The 20,689-nt window shown below is 74.5% G+C and carries 22 protein-coding genes; 1 reads left to right on the top strand and 21 read right to left on the bottom strand.

The window, feature by feature from the left end:
- Positions 1–80: 80 nt before the first annotated feature.
- From coaBC to pyrR, 12 genes are all read right to left on the bottom strand, one after another.
- Positions 81–1,337 (bottom strand): bifunctional phosphopantothenoylcysteine decarboxylase/phosphopantothenate--cysteine ligase CoaBC, encoded by a 1,257-nt coding sequence (gene coaBC / locus O2W16_RS00540; protein WP_269156850.1) that lies wholly within the window; start codon positions 1,335–1,337, stop codon positions 81–83.
- Positions 1,338–1,463: 126 nt separating this feature from the next.
- The gene (rpoZ, locus tag O2W16_RS00545; RefSeq protein WP_036335031.1) at positions 1,464–1,727 is read right to left on the bottom strand and encodes a DNA-directed RNA polymerase subunit omega; all 264 of its coding nucleotides are present in this window, start codon (positions 1,725–1,727) and stop codon (positions 1,464–1,466) included.
- Between the two features lie 83 nt (positions 1,728–1,810).
- Complete coding sequence (gmk, locus tag O2W16_RS00550) at positions 1,811–2,386, bottom strand: guanylate kinase (RefSeq protein ID WP_269156851.1); 576 nt, start codon at positions 2,384–2,386, stop codon at positions 1,811–1,813.
- 50 nt (positions 2,387–2,436) lie between these two features.
- Positions 2,437–2,766: an integration host factor, actinobacterial type gene (gene mihF, locus O2W16_RS00555; protein ID WP_269156852.1), complete on the bottom strand. Its 330-nt coding sequence runs from the start codon at positions 2,764–2,766 to the stop codon at positions 2,437–2,439.
- 349 nt (positions 2,767–3,115) lie between these two features.
- Positions 3,116–3,418: a hypothetical protein gene (locus O2W16_RS00560; RefSeq protein ID WP_269156853.1), complete on the bottom strand. Its 303-nt coding sequence runs from the start codon at positions 3,416–3,418 to the stop codon at positions 3,116–3,118.
- Positions 3,415–4,293 carry an orotidine-5'-phosphate decarboxylase gene (pyrF, locus tag O2W16_RS00565; protein ID WP_269156854.1) on the bottom strand — a complete coding sequence of 293 codons (879 nt, stop codon included), beginning with the start codon at positions 4,291–4,293 and terminating at the stop codon, positions 3,415–3,417. The genes O2W16_RS00560 and pyrF overlap by 4 nt, the downstream gene beginning before the upstream one ends.
- Positions 4,290–5,627, bottom strand: a complete 1,338-nt coding sequence (locus tag O2W16_RS00570) for a dihydroorotate oxidase (protein WP_269156855.1) — start codon at positions 5,625–5,627, stop codon at positions 4,290–4,292. Before O2W16_RS00570 ends, pyrF begins: the two co-directional genes overlap by 4 nt.
- Positions 5,628–5,653: 26 nt before the next feature.
- Positions 5,654–8,968, bottom strand: a complete 3,315-nt coding sequence (carB, locus tag O2W16_RS00575) for a carbamoyl-phosphate synthase large subunit (RefSeq protein WP_269156856.1) — start codon at positions 8,966–8,968, stop codon at positions 5,654–5,656.
- Position 8,969: 1 nt separating this feature from the next.
- A complete protein-coding gene (carA, locus tag O2W16_RS00580; protein ID WP_269156857.1) occupies positions 8,970–10,136 on the bottom strand; it encodes a glutamine-hydrolyzing carbamoyl-phosphate synthase small subunit in 1,167 nt (388 codons plus the stop codon).
- Positions 10,133–11,437 carry a dihydroorotase gene (locus O2W16_RS00585; protein WP_269156858.1) on the bottom strand — a complete coding sequence of 435 codons (1,305 nt, stop codon included), beginning with the start codon at positions 11,435–11,437 and terminating at the stop codon, positions 10,133–10,135. Before O2W16_RS00585 ends, carA begins: the two co-directional genes overlap by 4 nt.
- Complete coding sequence (locus O2W16_RS00590) at positions 11,434–12,363, bottom strand: aspartate carbamoyltransferase catalytic subunit (protein WP_269156859.1); 930 nt, start codon at positions 12,361–12,363, stop codon at positions 11,434–11,436. The genes O2W16_RS00585 and O2W16_RS00590 overlap by 4 nt, the downstream gene beginning before the upstream one ends.
- The gene (pyrR, locus tag O2W16_RS00595; RefSeq protein WP_269156860.1) at positions 12,360–12,983 is read right to left on the bottom strand and encodes a bifunctional pyr operon transcriptional regulator/uracil phosphoribosyltransferase PyrR; all 624 of its coding nucleotides are present in this window, start codon (positions 12,981–12,983) and stop codon (positions 12,360–12,362) included. Before pyrR ends, O2W16_RS00590 begins: the two co-directional genes overlap by 4 nt.
- Positions 12,984–13,258: 275 nt before the next feature.
- Here pyrR and bldD point away from each other — a divergent pair, with 275 nt between their 5' ends.
- Positions 13,259–13,801, top strand: a complete 543-nt coding sequence (bldD, locus tag O2W16_RS00600) for a transcriptional regulator BldD (protein WP_052091032.1) — start codon at positions 13,259–13,261, stop codon at positions 13,799–13,801.
- A gap of 91 nt (positions 13,802–13,892) precedes the next feature.
- Here the strand turns inward: bldD and nusB are convergent, their stop codons facing one another.
- Genes nusB through O2W16_RS00645 form a run of 9 tightly spaced genes read right to left on the bottom strand, consistent with a single transcriptional unit; the run spans position 13,893 to position 20,663 of the window.
- Positions 13,893–14,297 (bottom strand): transcription antitermination factor NusB, encoded by a 405-nt coding sequence (nusB, locus tag O2W16_RS00605; RefSeq protein WP_269156861.1) that lies wholly within the window; start codon positions 14,295–14,297, stop codon positions 13,893–13,895.
- 4 nt (positions 14,298–14,301) lie between these two features.
- Positions 14,302–14,862 (bottom strand): elongation factor P, encoded by a 561-nt coding sequence (gene efp / locus O2W16_RS00610; RefSeq protein WP_269156862.1) that lies wholly within the window; start codon positions 14,860–14,862, stop codon positions 14,302–14,304.
- Positions 14,863–15,975: a M24 family metallopeptidase gene (locus tag O2W16_RS00615; protein WP_269156863.1), complete on the bottom strand. Its 1,113-nt coding sequence runs from the start codon at positions 15,973–15,975 to the stop codon at positions 14,863–14,865. It lies immediately after the preceding gene.
- Entirely contained in the window at positions 15,972–16,406 is a 435-nt protein-coding gene (aroQ, locus tag O2W16_RS00620) for a type II 3-dehydroquinate dehydratase (RefSeq protein ID WP_036335050.1), read from the bottom strand. The genes O2W16_RS00615 and aroQ overlap by 4 nt, the downstream gene beginning before the upstream one ends.
- Positions 16,403–17,467 carry a 3-dehydroquinate synthase gene (gene aroB / locus O2W16_RS00625; RefSeq protein ID WP_269156864.1) on the bottom strand — a complete coding sequence of 355 codons (1,065 nt, stop codon included), beginning with the start codon at positions 17,465–17,467 and terminating at the stop codon, positions 16,403–16,405. The genes aroQ and aroB overlap by 4 nt, the downstream gene beginning before the upstream one ends.
- Complete coding sequence (locus O2W16_RS00630; RefSeq protein WP_269156865.1) at positions 17,464–17,994, bottom strand: shikimate kinase; 531 nt, start codon at positions 17,992–17,994, stop codon at positions 17,464–17,466. Before O2W16_RS00630 ends, aroB begins: the two co-directional genes overlap by 4 nt.
- On the bottom strand, positions 17,991–19,169 hold the full coding sequence (gene aroC, locus O2W16_RS00635; RefSeq protein WP_269156866.1) for a chorismate synthase: 1,179 nt from the start codon (positions 19,167–19,169) through the stop codon (positions 17,991–17,993). The genes O2W16_RS00630 and aroC overlap by 4 nt, the downstream gene beginning before the upstream one ends.
- A gap of 35 nt (positions 19,170–19,204) precedes the next feature.
- Positions 19,205–19,861, bottom strand: coding sequence for a prepilin peptidase (locus O2W16_RS00640; RefSeq protein ID WP_269156867.1), 657 nt, complete (start codon positions 19,859–19,861; stop codon positions 19,205–19,207).
- 10 nt (positions 19,862–19,871) lie between these two features.
- Positions 19,872–20,663 carry a shikimate dehydrogenase gene (locus O2W16_RS00645; RefSeq protein ID WP_269156868.1) on the bottom strand — a complete coding sequence of 264 codons (792 nt, stop codon included), beginning with the start codon at positions 20,661–20,663 and terminating at the stop codon, positions 19,872–19,874.
- Positions 20,664–20,689: the final 26 nt, after the last annotated feature.

The following is a 20,689-nucleotide window of genomic DNA, read 5'->3' on the forward strand; positions in this document are numbered from 1 at the left end:
CCGGGCTGCACCACATGGTGGACGGCCCGACGGCTGAGGCTACCGGCGGGAGCTCCCGCCCGTTCGGTGAGGCGGTGGTGTCAGGCCTGCCGGGGCAGCCGGTCGGACACCACGTCCCAGATCGCGGCGGCGACCGCGTCCTTGCGACCGGGCGGCACGGCGGTCGCCGACCCGTCGGTGGCCAGCACCGTCACCTCGTTCTCGGCCCGGCCGAAGACGCGGCCGGCGGAGACGTCGTTGACCACCAGCAGGTCGGTGCCCTTGCGGGCCAGCTTGGCGCGGGCGTGGGTCAGCACGTCGCCCTCGGCGTCACCGGTCTCCGCGGCGAAGCCGACGACGAGCTGCCCGGGCAGCCGGGCGCCCACCAGCTCGACCAGGACGTCGGGGTTGCGGACCAGCTCCACCGAGCTGGGCTCGGCGGCCCCGCCCTTCTTCAGCTTGCTGCCGGCGACCGTGGCGGGCCGGAAGTCGGCGACCGCGGCGGCCATGACGACGACGTCGGCCGGCCGAGCCGCCCCCTGCCCGGAGGACCCGGGGTCCCCGGACGACTCGGCGTGCATCGCGGTCCGGAGCTCCTCGGCGCTCTCCACCGGCACCACCCGCACCCCGAACGGGGCCGGCAGCTCGACGTTGGCGGCGACCAGCACGACCTCGGCGCCCCGGGCCGCGGCGACCCGGGCCAGCGCCCAGCCCTGCAGCCCGGACGAGCGGTTGCCCAGGAACCGCACCGGGTCCAGCGGCTCCCGGGTGCCGCCGGCGCTGATCACGACCCGGCGGCCGGTGAGGTCGGGGGCGAGCGCGCCGGCACCGGCGGAGAGCACCAGCTCGGCCAGCGCCGCGACGTCGGCGGGCTCGGGCAGCCGCCCGGGGCCGGAGTCCGGGCCGGTGAGGCGCCCCACCGCGGGGGGCAGCACGACCGCGCCGCGGCGGCGCAGCGTCGCGACGTTGTCCTGGGTGGCCGGGTGCAGCCACATCTCGGTGTGCATGGCCGGGACGAAGACGACCGGGCAGTGCGCGGTGAGCAGCGTGGCGGTGAGCAGGTCGTCGGCCCGCCCGGCCGCCGCCCGGGCCAGCAGGTCCGCGGTGGCCGGGTTGACCAGGACCAGGTCGGCGTGCTGCCCGATCCGGACGTGGGCGACCTCCGGGACGTCGTCCCAGACCTCGGTGGACACCGGGTTCCCGCTGAGCGCCTCGAACGTCGCGGCGCCGACGAAGCGCAGCGCCGACGCCGTGGGCACCACCCGGACGTCGTGGCCGGACTCGGTGAGGGCGCGCAGCAACAGGGCGGACTTGTAGGCCGCGACGCCACCACCCACGCCCAGGACGATCTGGCTCATGCGGTCCATCCTCCACACACGACGAAGCCCCCGGCACCAGCCGGGGGCTTCGTCATTGAAAGGACCCCCTCCCACGAGGCCTTCGCAAGCTCAGGCCACGACCGGAGGGGGCCGAAGAAGAACTACTTAGTTCTCGCCGGCGGTGTGGGCGAGGAGGCCCTCGTTGATCTCGCGGAGCGCGATCGACAGCGGCTTCTCCTGGGGCGCGGTGTCGACCAGCGGGCCGACGTACTCCAGCAGGCCCTCGGAGAGCTGGCTGTAGTAGGCGTTGATCTGGCGCGCACGCTTGGCGGCGTAGATGACCAACCCGTACTTGCTGGTGGTCCGCTCGAGCAGCTCGTCGATCGGCGGGTTGGTGATGCCCTCAGGGGCAGGTGCGACTCCGGACACGGGCGGGCGTGCTCCTCAACTCGGTGTGCGGGCGGGCGGCGGATGGCTCCGCACGGTCGCCTCGGGTGCGCCCTCGACCGCGGTCAGGGACCAGCGGGGGGAGACGCAGTCAGCAAGCCTACCAACTCGTCGGCGGCCCTGGCCACGTCGTCGTTGACGACGACCACGTCGAACTCCCCGGAGGCGTCCAGCTCGGCCTGCGCGAGCGCCAGTCGGCGGGACTGGACCTCGGGGTGCTCGGTACCCCGGCCGGCCAGCCGGCTGACCAGCTCCGCCCAGGACGGCGGGGCCAGGAACACCAGCTGGGCCTCCGGTGCGCGCTCGCGCACCTGCCGGGCGCCCTGCAACTCGATCTCCAGCAGCGCCGGGGCGCCGGAGGCCAGCTGCTCCTGCACCGGTGCCACCGGGGTGCCGTAGCGGTTGCCCGCGTACTCCGCCCACTCCAGCAGGCCGTCGTGCTCGATCAGCCAGTCGAAGTAGTCGTCGTCGACGAACCAGTAGTGCTCACCGTCGACCTCACCCGCACGGGGGGCACGGGTGGTGACCGACACCGACACCCAGACCTCCGGGTGCCGGCGCCGGACCTCGGCGACGACCGTGCCCTTGCCCACCCCCGAGGGACCGGAGAGGACCGTCAGGCGGGCAGGGGTGCGGGCCACGCTCGGCGTCCTCGGGCTGGGGGTGCGGGTCGGTCGGGACAGGGACGGACTCAGGGCTCGACGACCTCGCCGGCGAACTCGGCTTCCAGCGCCTTGCGCTGGTTGGCGCCGAGGCCACGGACGCGACGGGTCGGGGAGATCTCGAGCCGCTCCATGATCTTGGCCGCGCGCGCCTTGCCGACACCGGGGAGGGACTCCAGCACCGCGGAGACCCGCATCTTGCCGATGACCTCGTCGGTCTCGCCCTGCTTGAGGACGTCGCCGACCGTCGCGCCCTTGGTCTTCAGCCGCTCACGCAGCTCGGCGCGGGCCTTGCGGGCCGCGGCGGCCTTCTCCAGGGCTGCGGCGCGCTGTTCTGGGGACAACTCGGGAAGGGGCACGGAGCAACCCAATCGTGATCGTGCCGGCGCTGCGACCGGCGGTGTCGTTCGGTGTGGAGTGTGCCTGGACGGCGGCCCTCGGTGTGAGCCTGGGCGCCAACCTAGTCACCTCGAACCCGCTGGTCATCCTGGACCCCGTGTCATCTGCGCCGGGCCGGTGTGCTGCACGGACACGCGATCGGACCGGGCGGTCCCGTAACCCTGCCGTCACTGCTGGTCAACCGGTCGTCCGCCGCCCAGCGACCGACCGACCACCCCGGCCAGCAGCAGGCCACCGAGGACCGCGACGCCTGTCACCACCACCAGCACGGCGACCGCACCGGGGGCCGGCCCGCCATGGCGACGACGGTCACCGGCCAGGCCGCCGCCGGCCCAGCAGCCACCCGGCCAGGCCGGACAGCACCAGCAGCCCGACCACGGCCAGCCCGGCACCGACGACGTGGCCGGCGGTCCAGAGCACCGCCCAGCGGTCGTCGTCGAAGGAGAGGGTCAGGCTGCTCTGGTACGCGGTCCCCGCCGGCAGGGGCGTGTAGGCGGCCCACCCGCCGTCGGTCGGTGACCCCGGCTGGTTCGCCCGCCAGAACAGCGCGACGCCCAGCGCACACAGCGCCGCCCCGAGGGCCAGCACCGCCCGGGGCGCCGCGCGTCTCACGCGGTGAGCTCGGCCGTCCAGCGGTCGGCTGCGGCCCGCAGCGCGGCGGCGTCCGGCCCGGCCTGCAGCACGTCCCGGGAGACGGTGGGGACGACGGCGCGTCCGGTCCCGAACAGCCGGCGCAGGTCGGCGGCCGACCCGCCCTGGGCGCCCAGGCCCGGGGCGAGCACCGGCCCGCCGAGCCCGTCGAGGTCGACGTCCAGGTCGGGCAGGGTGGCGCCCACGACGACGCCGAACGAGCCCGTGGTCGGGCCCCACCGGCCCGCCAGGTCGCGCACCGCGGCGATGTCGGGCAGCGGGTCGCCCACCACCCACCCCGGGGTGTTCCAGCCGCGCACGGTGTCGATGACGACCTGGGCGGCGGTGCGCTCCCCCACCAGTGCGTGCTGCAGCGTGCCGGCGTCCGGGTTCGAGGTGCGGGCCAGGACGAACAGCCCACCGCCGTGCAGGCGGGCGGTGTCCACGGCCGGCTGCAGGGACCCCGGGCCCAGGAAGGGGCTGACCGTCAGGGCGTCCACGGCCAGGGGGTGCTCGGGGCGCAGGTAGTCGGCGTAGGCGTCCATGGTGGAGCCGATGTCACCGCGCTTGGCGTCCAGCAGGACCAGCGCCCCGGCCGCCCGGGCGCGCACGACGGCCTCCTCCAGCACGGCCAGCCCGCGGGAGCCGTGCCGCTCGTAGAAGGCCAGCTGTGGCTTGAGCACCGCCACGTGCCCGGCCAGCGCGTCCACGACGGCGTCGGTGAACCGGGCCAGCCCCTCCGGGCTGTCGGGCAGCCCCCAGCGCTCCAGCAGCGGCACGTGCGGGTCGATGCCCACGCAGAGCGGGCCGCGAGCGGCGACGGCGTCGGCCAGCCGCTCCCCGAACGTGCCGCTCACGCCGCGGCCCCGGCGAGCTCGGTGACGCACGCCCGGGCGAGGAAGGGGTCGGCGAAGGCGCCGGTGGCGGTCTGCACGCCGGCCGCGCCGAGCTCCAGCAGCGCCGCGCAGCTCGCGGGGTCGGTCACCCCGCCCATCGCCAGGACGTCGAAGTCGAACCCGCCGGCCGCCCGCAGGTCCAGCAGCCGGGCGGTGAAGTCCAGGGCGAGGTCGCGCACCGCGGCGCCGGAGACCCCGGCCAGCGGCCGCCCCGGGAAGGTGGGCCGGCCGTCGGCGCGCTGCACGGCGCACTGCACCGTGTTGATCGCGGCCACCCCGTCCAGCTGCGGGGCGATCCGCGGCAGCAGACCGGCCAGCGCGGGTGCGTCCAGCCAGGAGAGCTTGGCGACCAGCCCGGTGCTGCTGGACAGCGCGCGCCGGGTGGTCTCGACGATCGCGGTGGTCAGCTCGGCGTCCAGGCAGATCGGCGGTCGCACCCCGCCCTGGGCGGCGTCCAGCGCGTTGGGGCAGGACAGGTTGAGCTCCACCACCGGGGCGCCGGCGGACTCCGCCAGCCGCGCCGTGCGGGCGAAGTCCTCGGCGATCGCCTGCAACTGCGGCGGGCCCTCGCCGACGTCCTCGCCCAGCACGCTGACCAGCAGCAGCTGGTCGGAGGCCAGGCAGCGGACGGCCGCGGCGACGTCCTCGGTCCAGACCGCCGGGTCCGGCGACGGCACCCCGAAGGAGTTCGCGCTGGTCACCGCCGGGTCGCCGGGCGGCACCCAGTCCGACGGCTCGGCGGTGACCACCGGCGGCGGGCCGTCGACCGCGAACGGCTCGCGCACCGAGGGCACGAACGCCCAGTTGGGGAACTGGTTGGCCGGGTGCGGGCGGCTGCGGACCGTCTTGTAGGTGAGCAGGTTGAAGCCGTTGCCGGCCAGGTACTGCACCCAGGCGGCGGTGCCGGTCATCGGGCAGGCCGGGACGCCGATCGGGAAGCCGGTCCGCCGGCCCAGCACCGACCAGCTGCCGGCGGCCCGCGGGCGGACCGGCAGCCGGGGCCCCGGCGGTCCGACGCGCGCAGCGGCCACGTCGTCGGTGAGGGCGTAGGCCGGGAAGCACACCCCCGCCCGGGCCAGCAGCCGGTGCATCCCGGTGGTGGCCAGCAGCCGGACCAGGGCGGGCAGGTCGTCGGCGCCCAGCCCGTCCCGGTCCAGCTCGGTGGTCAGCTCGACGAGCCAGACCGGCTCGGGGGCGGGGGCGCCGTCCAGCCGGGTCACGGCGGCCGCGTGCAGGCCCCGGAGCACCGGACCGGTCAGCCCGGCCGCCCGCACCTCCCGGACGAGCTCGACCACGACCGTGTCTGCTCCCCCGCCCCCCGTCATGCCGTGGTCCCGGCCGCCGCCTGGGCGGCGGCCAGGGCCTGGTGCAGGTCCTGCAGGCTGCGCACCCCGATGTCGCCGCGGCGCAGCGACTCCACGCCCTGCACGGTGGCCGCCATCCCCTGCACGGTGGTGATGCACGGGATGCCGGCGCTCACCGCGGCGGCCCGGATCTCGTACCCGTCCAGCCGCGGCCCGCTGTTGCCCGGCGTGCCGAACGGGGTGTTGACCACCAGGTCGATCTCGCCGGCCAGGATCCGCTCGACCACGTTGCCCGGCCCCTGGGAGAACTTCCCGACCACCTCGCAGGCGACCCCGTTGCGGCGGAGCACCTGGGCGGTGCCCACCGTGGCCAGCACCCGGAAGCCCAGGTCGGCCAGCCGCTTGACCGGGAAGACCGCCGAGCGCTTGTCCCGGTTGGCCAGCGACACGAACACCGTGCCCCCGGTCGGCAGGTCGCCGTAGGCGGCGGCCTGGGACTTGGCGAACGCGGTGCCGAACTCCGCGTCGATGCCCATCACCTCACCGGTCGACTTCATCTCCGGCCCGAGCACGGTGTCCACCCCGTGGCCCTCCATGGTCCGGAAGCGGTGGAACGGCAGCACCGCCTCCTTCACCGCGATCGGGCCGTCGACCGGCAGGTCGGTGCCGTCACCGGTGGCCGGCAGCACGCCCTCGGTGCGCAGCTGGGCGATCGTCTGGCCGACCGCGATCCGCGCCGCGGCCTTGGCCAGCTGCACCGCGGTCACCTTCGACACGAACGGCACCGTCCGGCTGGCGCGCGGGTTGGCCTCCAGCACGTAGAGGACGTCGTCCTTCAGCGCGTACTGCACGTTCATCAGCCCGCGCACGCCGATCCGGGCGGCGAGCGCCTCGGTGGCCCGCCGGATGGTCTGCAGGTCCTCCCCGCCCAGGGTGATCGGCGGCAGCGCGCACGCCGAGTCGCCGGAGTGGATCCCGGCCTCCTCGATGTGCTCCATGACCCCGCCCAGGTACAGGTCGGTGCCGTCGTAGAGCGCGTCGACGTCGATCTCCACGGCGTCCTCGAGGAACCGGTCGACCAGCACCGGGTGGTCGGCGCTCACGTCGGTGGCCTTGGTGATGTAGGCCTCCAGCATGGCGTCCTCGTAGACGATCTCCATCCCGCGCCCGCCGAGCACGTAGGAGGGTCGCACCAGCACCGGGTAGCCGATGGACGCCGCGATCGCCACCGCCTCGGCCGACGTCGTCGCCATGCCGTGCTTGGGCGCGAGCAGGCCGGTGTCGGACAGCACCCGGGAGAACTCGCCGCGGTCCTCGGCGGCGTCGATCGCCTCCGGGGAGGTGCCCAGCACCGGGACGCCGGCGTCCTTGAGCCGCTGCGCCAGGCCCAGCGGGGTCTGCCCGCCGAGGGTGCAGATGACCCCGGCGACCGGGCCGGCGGCGCGCTCGGCCTCCACGACCTCCAGGACGTCCTCGAAGGTGAGCGGCTCGAAGTACAGCCGGTCGGCGGTGTCGTAGTCGGTGGAGACGGTCTCCGGGTTGCAGTTGACCATCACCGCCTCGTAGCCGGCGTCCTGCAGGGCCATCACCGCGTGCACGCAGGAGTAGTCGAACTCCACCCCCTGCCCGATCCGGTTCGGACCCGACCCGAGGATCAGCACCGCCGGCTTCTCCCGCGGCTCCACCTCGGTCTCGGAGTCGTAGGAGGAGTAGTGGTACGGCGTCCGGGCGGCGAACTCGGCGGCGCAGGTGTCCACGGTCTTGTAGACCGGCCGGATGCCCAGCCGCCAGCGCAGCGTGCGGACCCCGTCCTCCCCCGCCAGCTCCGGCCGCAGCACGGCCACCTGGCGGTCGGACAGGCCGTGCCGCTTGGCCCGGCGCAGCAGCTCCGGGGTCAGCGACGGCGCCTCCCGGACCTCCTCGCCGATCTCGTTGACCATGGCGATCTGGTCGACGAACCAGGTGTCGAAGCCGCTGGCCTCGGACACCTGCTCGACGGTGGCGCCCGCGGCGAGGGCCCGCTGGGCGGTGTACAGCCGGCCGTCGACGGGGGTGCGCAACTGCTCCACCAGTGCCGCGGCGTCCGCGGGCTGGGCGGCGTCGGTCCAGAACCCGGCCGCCGAGGTCTCCGTCGACCGCATCGCCTTGCCCAGCGCCTCGGTGAAGTTGCGGCCCATCGCCATGACCTCACCGACGCTCTTCATCGTGGTGGTCAGTCGCGGGTCGGCACCGGGGAACTTCTCGAAGGCGAAGCGCGGGATCTTCACCACCACGTAGTCCAGCGACGGCTCGAACGACGCCGGGGTGACCCCGGTGATGTCGTTGGTGATCTCGTCGAGGGTGTAGCCGATGGCCAGCTTGGCGGCGATCTTGGCGATCGGGAAGCCGGTGGCCTTGGACGCCAGGGCGCTGGACCGTGACACCCGCGGGTTCATCTCGATGACGACCAGCCGGCCGGTCTCCGGGTGGACGGCGAACTGGATGTTGCAGCCGCCGGTGTCGACGCCGACCTCGCGCAGCACGGCGATGCCGACGTCGCGCATGTGCTGGTACTCGCGGTCGGTGAGCGTCATCGCCGGGGCGACGGTCACCGAGTCACCGGTGTGCACGCCCATCGCGTCGATGTTCTCGATCGAGCAGATGACCACCACGTTGTCGCTGCGGTCGCGCATCAGCTCGAGCTCGAACTCCTTCCAGCCGAGCACCGACTCCTCGATCAGCACGGTGTGCACCGGGGAGTCGGCCAGCCCGTGGCCGGCCATCCGGCGCAGCATCGGCTCGTCGGTGGCGATGCCCGAGCCCAGCCCGCCCATGGTGAAGCTGGGTCGGATGACCACCGGGTAGCCGACCTCGGCGGCGGTGGCCAGCGCCTCCTCGACGGTCCCGCAGACCGTCGAGCGCGGGGCGTCGGCGCCGATGGAGCGCACGATGTCCTTGAACTTCTGCCGGTCCTCGCCGCGGTTGATCGCGTCGACGTCGGCGCCGATGAGCTGGACGCCGTACTTCTCCAGCACCCCGTTCTCGTACAGCCCGATGGCGAGGTTCAGCGCCGTCTGGCCGCCCAGGGTGGCCAGCAGCGCGTCGGGGCGCTCCTTGGCGATCACCCGCTCGACGAACTCCGGCGTCAGCGGCTCCACGTAGGTGGCGTCGGCGACCTCGGGGTCGGTCATGATCGTGGCCGGGTTGCTGTTGACCAGGCTGACCCGCAGCCCCTCGGCCTTGAGCACCCGGCAGGCCTGGGTGCCCGAGTAGTCGAACTCGCTGGCCTGGCCGATGACGATCGGCCCGGAGCCGATCACGAGCACGTGCTGGAGGTCTGTCCGCTTGGGCATCTCAGGCCCCCTTCTCGCCGGTGGTGTCCTGCACTGTCAGCGGGGGGCTGACCGCTTCCCCGCGCTCGCGCTCGGCGGCCATCAGGTCGACGAACCGGCCGAACAGCGGGTTGGCGTCGTGCGGCCCGGCCGCGGCCTCCGGGTGGAACTGCACGCTGAACGCCGGGGTCTCCAGCAGCCGCAGGCCCTCGACGACGTCGTCGTTGAGCCCGACGTGGCTGACCTCCACCGGCCCGAAGGGGGTGTCGACCGGCCGGTCCAGCGGGGCGTCGACGGCGAAGCCGTGGTTGTGGCTGGTGACCCGCACCGTGCCGCTGACCCGGTCCAGCACCGGCTGGTTGAGCCCGCGGTGGCCGAAGCGCAGCTTGTAGGTGCCCAGGCCCAGGGCCCGGCCGAGGATCTGGTTGCCGAAGCAGATGCCGAACAGCGGACGCCGGGCCGCCAGCACCCCGCGCACCGCGGCGACCGCGTAGTCGGCGGCCGCCGGGTCGCCGGGCCCGTTGGAGACGAACACGCCGTCCACCCCGGCCTCGAGCAGCTGCTCGGCGGTCGCCGTGGCCGGCAGCACGTGCGTCTCGACGCCGAGCTCGGCCAGGTACCGCGGGGTGGCGGTCTTGATGCCCAGGTCGAGGGCGGCGATGGTGAACCGCTTCTCCCCCACCGCCGGGACGACGTAGGGCTCGCTCGCGCTGACGCTCGGCGCGAGGTCCGCTCCGGTCATGCTCGGGCTGGCGGTCACCCGGGCCAGCAGCTCGTCGGCCCCCAGCTCGGTGCTGATCCCCGCCCGCATCGCGCCGCGGTCACGCAGGTGCCGGGTCAGCGCGCGGGTGTCGATGCCGCTGATCCCCACCACGCCCTGGGCGACCAGCTCGTCGTCCAGGCTGCCGGTGGCCCGCCAGTTGGCCGGGCGTCGGGCCGGGTCGCGGACCACGAAGCCGGCCACCCACATCCGGCGGCTCTCGTCGTCCTCGCCGTTGACGCCGGTGTTGCCCACGTGCGGCGCCGTCATCGTGATGATCTGGCCCGCGTAGCTGGGGTCGGTGAGCGTCTCCTGGTAGCCGGTCATCCCGGTGGAGAACACCGCCTCGCCGACGGTCGTGCCGGTCGCGCCGTAGGCGTCGCCGTGAAAGGTCCTGCCGTCCTCGAGGACGAGGATCGCGTCGCTCACTTCTGTGCCTTCCCGTCCATCACGGTCGCCGTCCCCCGCAGGAACGTGGCGACCACCCGGCCGGGGAGCTCCCGGCCGGCATAGGGGCTGTTGCGGCTGCGGCTGGCCAGCGCGGCCGGGTCGACCGTGGCCCGGTGCGTGGGGTCCAGCAGCAGCAGGTTGGCCGGCTCGCCGACGGCGAGCGGTCGGCCGTGGGAGTCCGGACCACGATCGGCGAGGCGGCCGATGGCCGCCGGCCGGACCGACATGCGGTCGGCGACCCCGCGCCAGTCGAGCAGCCCGGGCTCGACCATGGTCTGCACGACGATCGAGAGCGCCTGCTCCAGGCCGAGCATCCCCGGCCGGGCCGAGGCCCACTCGCTCTCCTTGTCCTCCACCGCGTGCGGGGCGTGGTCGGTGGCGACGGCGTCGATCGTGCCGTCGGCCAGCCCGGCCCGCAGCGCCCGGACGTCGGCGTCCGTGCGCAGCGGCGGGTTCACCTTGAACACCGGGTCGTAGGTCTCCGCGCACTCGTCGGTGAGCAGCAGGTGGTGCGGGGTCACCTCGGCGGTGACCTGCACCCCGCGGGACTTCGCCCAGCGCAGGATCTCCACCGACCCGGCGGTGGAGACGTGGCAGACGTGCAGCCGTGCCCCGACGTGCCGGGCCAGCAGCACGTCGCGGGCGATCACCGCCTCCTCGGCCGCGGCCGGCCAGCCGACCAGCCCCAGCCGGGCGGAGCGGTCGCCCTCGTTCATCTGCGCGCCCACGGTGAGCCGCGGCTCCTCGGCGTGCTGGGCGACGACCCCGTCGAGGGCCTTGACGTACTCCAGGGCGCGGCGCATCAGCGCCGGGTCGGCGACGCAGTGCCCGTCGTCGGAGAACACCCGCACCCGGGCGGCGGAGTCGGCCATCGCGCCGAGCTCGGCCAGCCGCTCCCCGCGCAGTCCGACGGTGACCGCCCCGACCGGGACGACGTCGACCAGGCCGGCCTCCTGGCCCAGCCGCCAGACCTGCTCCACCACACCGGCGGTGTCGGCGACCGGGTCGGTGTTGGCCATCGCGTGCACCGCGGTGAACCCGCCCAGCGCCGCGGCCCGGCTGCCGGTCTCGACCGTCTCGGCGTCCTCCCGGCCCGGCTCGCGCAGGTGGGTGTGCAGGTCGACCAGGCCGGGCAGCGCGATCAACCCGGCCGCCTCGACCACCTGGGCGCCGTCGGCGGACAGGTCGGTGCCGACGGCGGTGATCACGCCGTCGGCCAGCAGCAGGTCGACGGCGTCCTCGCCGTACGGCTTCGCGTTCTTGATCAGGTACGTGGTCACGTGGTCCCCTCGGGAGCGCCGCCGAGCAGCAGGTACAGGACGGCCATGCGCACGCTCACGCCGTTGCCGACCTGGTCGACGATGGTGGAGCGGGCCGAGTCGGCCACCTCGGCGGCGATCTCCATGCCGCGGTTCATCGGGCCGGGGTGCATGACGATCGCGTCGTCGGGCAGCACGGCCATCCGCCGCCCGTCCAGGCCGTAGCGGCGGCTGTACTCGCGGGCGCTGGGGAAGAACGAGGCGTTCATCCGCTCGGCCTGCACCCGCAGCATCATCACCACGTCGACCTTGGGCAGCACGGCGTCCAGGTCGTAGCTGACCGCCACCGGCCAACTGCCCACGCCCACCGGCAGCAGGGTCGGCGGGGCGACCAGCGTCACCTCCGCACCCAGGGTCGTCAGCAGCCAGACGTTGGAGCGGGCCACCCGGCTGTGCAGCACGTCGCCGACGATCGCCACCCGCACGCCGTCGAGCCGGCCCAGCCGCTGCCGGATCGTGTAGGCGTCCAGCAGCGCCTGGGTGGGGTGCTCGTGGGTGCCGTCGCCGGCGTTCACCACGCTGCCCTTGACCCAGCGGGCCAGCCGGTGCGGCGCTCCCGACGCCTGGTGCCGGATGACGATCGCGTCGCTGCCCATCGCCTCCAGGGTCAGCGCGGTGTCCTTCAGGCTCTCGCCCTTGGAGACGCTGCTGCCCTTGGCGGAGAAGTTGATGACGTCGGCGGAGAGCCGCTTGGCCGCCAGCTCGAAGGAGATCCGGGTGCGGGTGGAGTCCTCGTAGAAGAGGTTGACCACGGTGCGCCCACGCAGGGTGGGGAGCTTCTTGACCTCCCGGCCCGCCAGTGCGGACTCGATCTGGCCGGCGGTGTCCAGGACGAGGGTCGCGTCGGCCCGGTCCAGGTCCGCGGCCTCCAGCAGGTGCCGCTTCACGCGTCCTCCCCCTCGGTCAGCAGGACCTCGTCCAGCCCGTCGACCTCGGCCAGGTGCACCTTCACCGACTGGGTGCGGGAGGTCGGCACGTTCTTGCCCACGTAGTCGGCCCGGATCGGCAGCTCCCGGTGGCCGCGGTCGACCAGCACCGCCAGCTGCACGGCGCGCGGCCGGCCGAGGTCCCGCAGCGCGTCCAGGGCGGCGCGCACCGACCGGCCGGAGAACAGCACGTCGTCCACGAGCACCACCAGCCGGCCGTCGACCCCGGCACCCGGGAGCCGGGTGTCCTCCAGGGCCCGGACGCCGCGCAGCCGCAGGTCGTCGCGGTAGAGGGTGATGTCGACGGTGCCGACGTCGACCGCCGTGCCGCTGAAGGCCTCGATCCGGGCGGCCAGCCGGCGGGCCAGCGGGGCGCCGCGGGTGGGGATCCCGACGAGCACCAGGTCACCGAGGCCGCCGTCGGCGGTGCCGGCGGAGGAGGCGCTCGCCGCGCGCTCGATCAGCTGGTGGGCGATCCGGTCGACCACCCGGGCGACGTCGTCCGCGCTCAGCAACGGCGGGGGGCCACCGGCGGGCGGCTCGGTGGGCGGTGGCACGGGCAGCTCTGATGACGTGGTCATCAAGCCTCCTTCCCCGCCTCACGGGACGGGTCGTTAAAGGAGATCAGCGCCGCCGGCCGGACCGGCCGACGACGAGGTGGACCGCCGAAGACGGTACTGCACCGCCGGAGGTGGCCCGCGTCGCACCCGGCAGGCGGTCGCTGCGATGGTTCCTGCCTCGGCCGGCGAGGGCTTCTGACCCGTTGGGGGCTCCCGGGCTGTCGCCACACCGGCTGTGCCAGTACTCTGCGTGACCAGAACCGTTCCCTACCGACGACAGTCAGTGAGCAGAGGTCATGAGCACCGACTACTCCAGGGCGCTGGGCGCCCGCCTGCGGGCCATCCGCAACCAGCAAGGGCTGTCGTTGCAGGGCGTGGAAGACAAGTCCCACGGCCGGTGGAAGGCCGTCGTCGTCGGCTCCTACGAGCGCGGCGACCGCGCGGTCACCGTGCAGCGGCTGTCCGAGCTGGCCGTCTTCTACGGCGTGCCCGTCTCCGAGCTGCTGCCGGACCCGCGGCCGAGCTCCGCGGTCACCAAGAGCACGAAGATCGTGCTCAACCTGGAGTCGCTGGGCTCGCTGCCGGCCGACGAGGCCGGCCCGCTGGCCCGCTACGCCTCGACGATCCAGGCGCAGCGGCACGACTACAACGGCAAGGTGCTCTCGATCCGCGCCGAGGACCTGAAGTCGCTGGCGATCATCTACGACATGAGCCCCGACGAGCTGACCACCCGGCTCATCGAGTGGGGTGTGCTCTCCCCGGGCGCCGACGGCGTCGGCTACGCCACCGAGGACGACGACGAGGCGAACTGGGGCGACCGCCGCCGCGCGCCGCGCTGACGAAGGCCCCCGGCAGGGCGCTGAACGGGTACGGCCCACTCTGGTCTCCAGAGTGGGCCGTTCGCGTTCGCAGCAGGTGGCTGCGGCTGCCTCAGGTGGGGATCTCGGCGCGGACGATGCCGCCGAGGACGCCGTTGACGTAGGCCGGCGAGTCGTCGGTGGACAGCGCCTTGGCCAGCTCCACCGCCTCGTCGATGACCACCGCGTCGGGGACGTCGTCGACCCACAGCAGCTCGAACACGGCCATCCGCAGGATCGCCCGGTCGACGTCGGGCAGCCGGTCCAGCGACCAGCCGGAGGCGTGCTCCTCGATCAGCGCGTCGATCCGGGCCTGCTGCGCGACGGCGCCCTCGACCAGCCGGACGGCGTGCTCGGGCACCGGCGGGTTGCCGTCGGCGATGCGGTCCCGCAGGACCGTGAGCGGATCGCTGGAGCGCAGGTCGGCCTCGTAGAGGACGTCGACCGCGCGCTTGCGCGCCTTGGTGCGGGCTGCCACGAGGTCAGCTGACCCGGCCGAGGTAGCGGCCGTCGCGGGTGTCGATCTTCAGCTTCTCGCCGGTGGTGATGAACAGCGGGACCTGGACCTCCGCACCGGTCTCCAGGGTCGCCGGCTTCGTGCCGCCGGTGGAGCGGTCGCCCTGCAGGCCCGGGTCGGTGTGCTGCACGACCAGCTCCATGGTCACCGGCAGCTCGACGTACAGCGGGGTCTCGTTGTGCACCGCCACCGTGACCTCGGTGTTCTCCAGCAGGTAGTTCGCACCGTCCCCGAGGGTGGTGGCGGGGACGTAGATCTGCTCGAAGGTGTCACCGTCCATGAAGACGTAGTCGGTGCCGTCGGCGTAGAGGAACGTCATCGACCGCTTGTCGACGTTGGCCGTCTCGATCTTGAGGCCGGCGTTGAACGTCCGGTCGACGACCTTGCCGGAGAGCACGTTCTTCAGGGTGGTGCGCACGAAGGCGCCACCCTTGCCCGGCTTCACGTGCTGGAAGTCGGTGACTGTCCACAGCTGGCCGTCCAGGTTGAGGACGGTGCCGTTCTTGAGGTCGTTGGTGGTAGCCATCTAGAGGACCAGCAGTTCCTTGCTCGTGAGGGTCAACAACTCGGGCTCGTCGTCCGTGACGATCAAGGTGTCCTCGATCCGGACACCGCCGTGGCCGGGCAGGTACACCCCTGGCTCCACGGTGACGGCCATGCCAGCGGCCAGGGTACCTGCGCCCAGTGCCGAGATGCCCGGAGCCTCGTGGATCTCCAGGCCGACGCCGTGCCCCAGCCCGTGGGTGAAGTGCTCGCCGTGCCCGGCGGCGACGATGACGTCGCGGGCTGCCGCGTCCACCGCGGTCACCTCGGCGCCGACCGCCAGCGCCGCCCGGCCGGCCGCCTGCGCGGCCGCCACCAGCTCGTACACCTCGCGCTGCCAGTCCGCCGCGTGCCCCAGCACCAGGGTGCGGGTCATGTCCGAGTGGTAGCCGTCGACGGTGGCCCCGAAGTCCAGCTTCAGGAAGTCGCCCTCGGTCAGCTCGGTGGAGTCGGGCCGGTGGTGCGGGATGGCCGAGTTCGCCCCGGCCGCCACGATCGTCTCGAAGCTCGGCGCCTCGGCACCCAGCGCGAGCATCCGGGCGTCCAGCTCCCGCCCCACCTGCAGCTCGGTGCGCCCGGGGCGCAGGGCACCCTCGGCGGCCAGCTCGGCCAGCGCCGCGTCGGCGACCGCGCAGGCCCGTCGCAGCGCCTCGATCTCGCCGTCGTCCTTGACCGCGCGCAGCGCCTCCACCGCCCGGCGGATGCTCACCAGCTCCACGGCCGCGCCGTCCTCACCGAGCAGCCGCTCCAGGCCGCGCAGCTCGTCGACGGTCACGACGTGGGACTCGAAGCCCAGCCGGGTCGCCCCGCCGGTGCGGGCGGCCCGGGCCAGGGCGGGCATCGTGGCCCGGTCGACCAGCAGCTCCACGTCGGGCACCTGGGTGCCGGCCTGCGTGGTGTACCGGCCGTCGGTGCCGAAGAGGTCCCCGCTGCCCGCGGAGCCGCCGTCCGTACCCAGCAGCAGGGCGCCGTTGGAGCCGGTGAAGCCGGTCAGGTAGCGGACGTTGAGCAGGTCGGTGACCAGGACGGCGTCCAGCCCGGCGACCGCCGCGGCGGCGCGCAGCCGGTCCCGGCGGCCGGCCTCGGGGCGGGTCACCGGGCTCCCCGGGCGGCCAGGTGGCGCAGCGCGAGCTCGTACCCCTGCACCCCGAGCCCGACGATCACCCCGTCGGCCACGGCCGAGACGTAGGAGTGGTGCCGGAACGGCTCGCGGGTGTGCACGTTGCTGATGTGCACCTCGACCACCGGGGCGGGCACCGCCGCGAGCGCGTCGCGGAGGACGACCGAGGTGTGCGACCACCCGCCGGGGTTGATCACCACCGGGTCGCCGGCGTCGGTCGCGTCGTGCACCCAGCCGAGCAGCTCGCCCTCGGAGTCGGTCTGCCGGACGACGACGTCCAGCCCCAGCTCGGCGGCGGCGGCCTCGATCAGCTGCACCAGCTCGGCGTGGGTCGTCGTGCCGTAGACCTCGGGCTCGCGGGTCCCGAGCCGGCCGAGGTTGGCGCCGTTGAGCACCTGGATCGTCATGCACGGTCTCCGTTCACGGCTTCCCAGGCGGCGTCCAGCCAGGCCTGGTCGGGGTCGGTCAGGATGCCCGGCGCACCGAGCCCGTCGAGGACGACGAAGCGCAGCGAGGCACCGCGGGCCTTCTTGTCCACCCGCATCACCGACTGCAGCTGGGCCCAGTCGCCCCGGTAGGTGGTGGGCAGCCCCATGGCGGCGACCAGCTCACGGTGCCGGTCGGCGTCGGCGCGGGACAGCCGCCCGGCCTGGCAGGCCAGTTCGGCGGCGAACACCAGCCCGACCGCCACCGCCTCGCCGTGCCGCCAGCCGAAGTCCTCGACCCGCTCGATCGCGTGCCCCAGGGTGTGCCCGTAGTTGAGGAACTCCCGGCGCCCGGTGTCGTAGAGGTCGTCGGTCACGGCGTCGGCCTTGACCTGGACGGCGCGTGCGATCAGCTCGGCGGTGTCCGCCCGGCCCGTCGGGTCGGCCGCCAGCAGCTCCAGGACGCGGCCGTCGGCGATGAACCCGCACTTGACGACCTCGGCCAGCCCGGAGCGGAACTCCGCCGCGGGCAGCCCGGCCAGCGCGTCGGTGTCGGCCAGCACCGCCGCCGGCGGGTGGAAGGCCCCGACCAGGTTCTTGCCGGCCGCGGTGTTGATGCCGGTCTTGCCCCCGACCGCGGCGTCGACCATGGCCAGCAGGCTGGTGGGCACCTGCACCACCCGGATGCCGCGGGTCCAGGTGGCGGCGAGGAACCCGGCCAGGTCGGTGACCGCTCCCCCGCCGACGCCGACCACGGCGTCGGACCGGGTGAGCCCCAGCCGGCCGAACTCCTCCCAGGCCCCGGCGGCGACCTCGGCGGTCTTGGCCGCCTCGCCGTCGGGGACGACGACCGCCTCGGCGGCGACCCCGGCCTGCTGCAGCGTCTCGACCGCGGCACCGGCCGCCGCGGCCAGCGACCGGCTGTGCACGACGGCGGCGCGGGCGGTGCCGTCGAGCAGCAGCCCCAGCCGGGCCTGCACCCCCGGGCCGATGAGCACGTCGTAGGGCCGGTCGCCGCCGACGGTGATCCGCTGGGCGGTCACGGGGTGCCCGCCCCGACGGCGGTGAGCACGTCGGCCACCACGTCCTCGACCGGACGGGCCGAGGTGACGACGGTCGCGGTGGCGACCTCGGCGTAGAGCGGGGCGCGGGTCTCGAGCATGGTCCGCAGCATGGCGCGTGGGTTGACCGCCAGCAGCGGCCGGTCGCGGGACAGCCCCACCCGCTTGGCCGCCGAGGTGACGTCGACGTCCAGCCAGACCACCGCGCCGCCGGACCGCCCGTGGGCGACCAGCCGCTCCCGGGTGGCGGCGCTGGTGACCGCGCCGCCGCCGAGGGCCAGGACGCCGTCGTGCTCGGCCAGCGCACGGGCCACGGCCTGCTCCTCCAGCGCCCGGAAGTGCGGTTCGCCCTGCTGCACGAAGAGGTCGGCCACCGTGGTCCCGGTCTGGGCCTCCACGTCGGCGTCGGTGTCCCGGAACGGCAGGTCGAGGGCCCGCGCGACCGCTGCGCCCACCGTCGTCTTGCCCGACGCGGGCGGCCCCACCACGACCAGCGCGGGGCCGCTCACCGGTAGGTCAGGGCGTCGAGGTAGCCCTGCACGTTCCGGCGGGTCTCCGGCACCGAGTCCCCGCCGAACTTCTCCAGCACCGCGTCGGCGAGCACCAGGGCGACCATCGCCTCCATGACCACGCTGCCGCGGGGCACGGCACAGGCGTCGCTGCGCTGGTTGATCGCGACCGCGGCCTCACCGGTGGCGGTGTCGATGGTGGCCAGCGCACGCGGCACCGTGCTGATCGGCTTCATCGCGGCGCGCACCCGCAGCACCTCGCCGTTGGTCATGCCGCCCTCGATGCCGCCGGCCCGGTCGGTGCGCCGGGACAGCCGGTCGCCGTCCACGTCGATCTCGTCGTGGGCGACCGAGCCGCGCCGGCGGGCGGTCTCCAGCCCGTCACCCACCTCGACGGCCTTGACCGACTGCACGCCCATCAGCGCCCCGGCCAGCCGGGAGTCCAGCCGGCGGTCCCAGTGCACGTGGCTGCCCAGGCCCGGCGGCAGGCCGTGGACGACCACCTCGATCACCCCGCCCAGGGTGTCGCCGGACTTGCGGGCGTCGTCGATCTCGGCGGTCATCCGCGCACTGGTGGCCGGGTCGGCACAGCGCACCGGGTCCTCGTCCACCCGCGGGTTGTCCTCCGGCCCGGGCAGCACCCCGTCGGGGACGGCGACCGGCCCGATCGCGACCACGTGGCTGACCACCCGCACCCCGAGCACCTGGTGCAGGAAGGCCTGCGCCACGGTGCCCAGCGCGACGCGGGCGGCGGTCTCCCGCGCGCTCGCCCGCTCCAGCACGGGGCGGACGTCGTCGAAGCCGTACTTCTGCATGCCGGCGAGGTCGGCGTGACCGGGGCGCGGGCGGGTGAGCGGGGCGTTGCGCGCCTGGCCATCCAGCACGTCCGGGTCGACCGGGTCCGCGGCCATCACGCTCTGCCACTTCGGCCATTCGGTGTTGCCGACCTGGACGGCGATCGGCCCACCCTGGGTCACCCCGTGCCGGACGCCGCCGGTGAGGGTGACGACGTCCTCCTCGAAGCTCATCCGCGCACTGCGGCCGTGGCCGAGGCGGCGGCGGGAGAGCTGGGCGTCGAGGTCGGTGGTCTGCACCCGCACCCCGGCGGGCAGCCCCTCCAGGATGGCGGTGAGCTGTTGACCGTGCGACTCACCTGCGGTCAACCAGCGCAACATGCCGGCGATTCTGCCAGTCGACGGCGCACCTCCCGTCAGGGCATGGGCATCGCGGCAGCCAGCCCCAGGGCGACGTAGGCGCCCACCAGCAACGGCGGGCCGAACGCCACGGCCGTGCGCCAGCCGACTCGGCCCAGGGCGATGAGCAGCAGCGAGCCCAGCGCGCCGAGCACGAACCCGGCCAGCACCCCCGCCACCAGCACGCTCCAGCCCACCCAGCCCAGGAGGAGGGCGAGCAGGCCGAGCAGCTTGACGTCGCCGCCGCCGAGACCGCCGGGGTGGACGACCCGCGCGAGGGTGCCCAGGCCGAACACCACCGCGGCGGCGACGACCCCCCGGGCCAGCGCGGGCCAGGTGCCCAGCACCGCGGCGTCCACGAGCAGGGCGAGGGCGCAGGCAGCGACCGCCGGGAAGGTGACCCGGTCGGGCAGCCGGTGCCGGGCCAGGTCGACCCCGGCCAGCACCACCGCGGCCGCCCCGAACCAGGCGAACGCGACGGTGGCCGGCCGCAGACCGGCCAGTGCCGGTGCGGCGGCGAGCGCCACGGCGGCGCCGACCGCCGTCACCACCACCCGCCCGGACGACGGACGCGCCACCGGGTCACGCTCGGCCAGCCGCACCGTGACGGTCGCCAGCCACGGGCCGAGCAGCAGCCCCAGGACGGCGGCAGCCCCGGTGAGCACCCCGGTCACCTGGGTGCGGTCAGGCGTCCAGCGCGGCGCGCATGGCCTCGATCGGCGCCGGCCGGCCGGTCATCAGCTCGACCTGGGCGGTGGCCTGCCAGAAGAGCACCTCCAGGCCGCTGATGGTCCGCCCGCCGGCCGCCTGCACGCGCTGGGCCAGCGGGGTGGGCCAGCCGGCGTAGAGCACGTCCAGCACCGTCTGTCCGCGACGCCAGGTGAGGTCGGCGACGGCGGCCTGGCCGCCGGCGGGGACCGTGCTGACCACCACCGGCGCGGTGACCGTGCCGGTGCGGTCCAGCCGCTGGACGTCGGCGCTGACCCCGAGGGCGGCCAGCACCCGGAGCAGGTCGGCGGCACGGGCGGGCTCCCGGACGACGACGTCCACCTGCTGGGCGCCGAGGGAGGCGAGCGCGGTGGCCGCTGCGGCCGCCGTCCCCCCGGCCCCGAGGACGGCGGCGTGCTCGACCTGCTCCACGCCGCCCAGCTGGAGAGCCATCCCCACACCGGCGACGTCGGTGTTCTCCGCGCGCCAGCCGGCGTCGGTGCGCAGCAGGGTGTTCGCCGCGCCCAGCAGCCGCGGCAGTTGGTCGACGTCGTCGGCGACCGCCACCGCCGCCTGCTTGCACGGCATGGTCACCGAGAACCCGCGCCACTCCGGGCCGAGTCCGGCCAGCAGCACCGGCAGGTCCTCGGCCCCGACGTCCAGGGCGTCGTAGGTCCAGTCGTCCAGGCCGAGTGCGGCGTAGGCGGCCCGGTGCAGCCGGGGTGACAGGGAGTGCCCGACCGGCCGGCCGAGGACGGCTGCCCTCATGCCGGCCGGACCGGGTCGCGACGGTG

It is taken from the genome of Modestobacter sp. VKM Ac-2984 (genome assembly GCF_026967985.1).
Taxonomy (GTDB): Bacteria; Actinomycetota; Actinomycetes; order Mycobacteriales; family Geodermatophilaceae; genus Modestobacter.

Excerpts from the sequence above, each read along its gene's own strand:
- coaBC (WP_269156850.1), bottom strand. The coding sequence starts at position 1,337 with ATGAGCCAGATCGTCCTGGGCGTGGGTGGTGGCGTCGCGGCCTACAAG.
- carB (WP_269156856.1), bottom strand. The coding sequence starts at position 8,968 with ATGCCCAAGCGGACAGACCTCCAGCACGTGCTCGTGATCGGCTCCGGG.
- pyrR (WP_269156860.1), bottom strand. The coding sequence starts at position 12,983 with ATGACCACGTCATCAGAGCTGCCCGTGCCACCGCCCACCGAGCCGCCC.
- bldD (WP_052091032.1), top strand. The coding sequence starts at position 13,259 with ATGAGCACCGACTACTCCAGGGCGCTGGGCGCCCGCCTGCGGGCCATC.
- efp (WP_269156862.1), bottom strand. The coding sequence starts at position 14,862 with ATGGCTACCACCAACGACCTCAAGAACGGCACCGTCCTCAACCTGGAC.
- aroQ (WP_036335050.1), bottom strand. The coding sequence starts at position 16,406 with ATGACGATCCAGGTGCTCAACGGCGCCAACCTCGGCCGGCTCGGGACC.
- aroC (WP_269156866.1), bottom strand. The coding sequence starts at position 19,169 with ATGTTGCGCTGGTTGACCGCAGGTGAGTCGCACGGTCAACAGCTCACC.
- O2W16_RS00645 (WP_269156868.1), bottom strand. The coding sequence starts at position 20,663 with ATGAGGGCAGCCGTCCTCGGCCGGCCGGTCGGGCACTCCCTGTCACCC.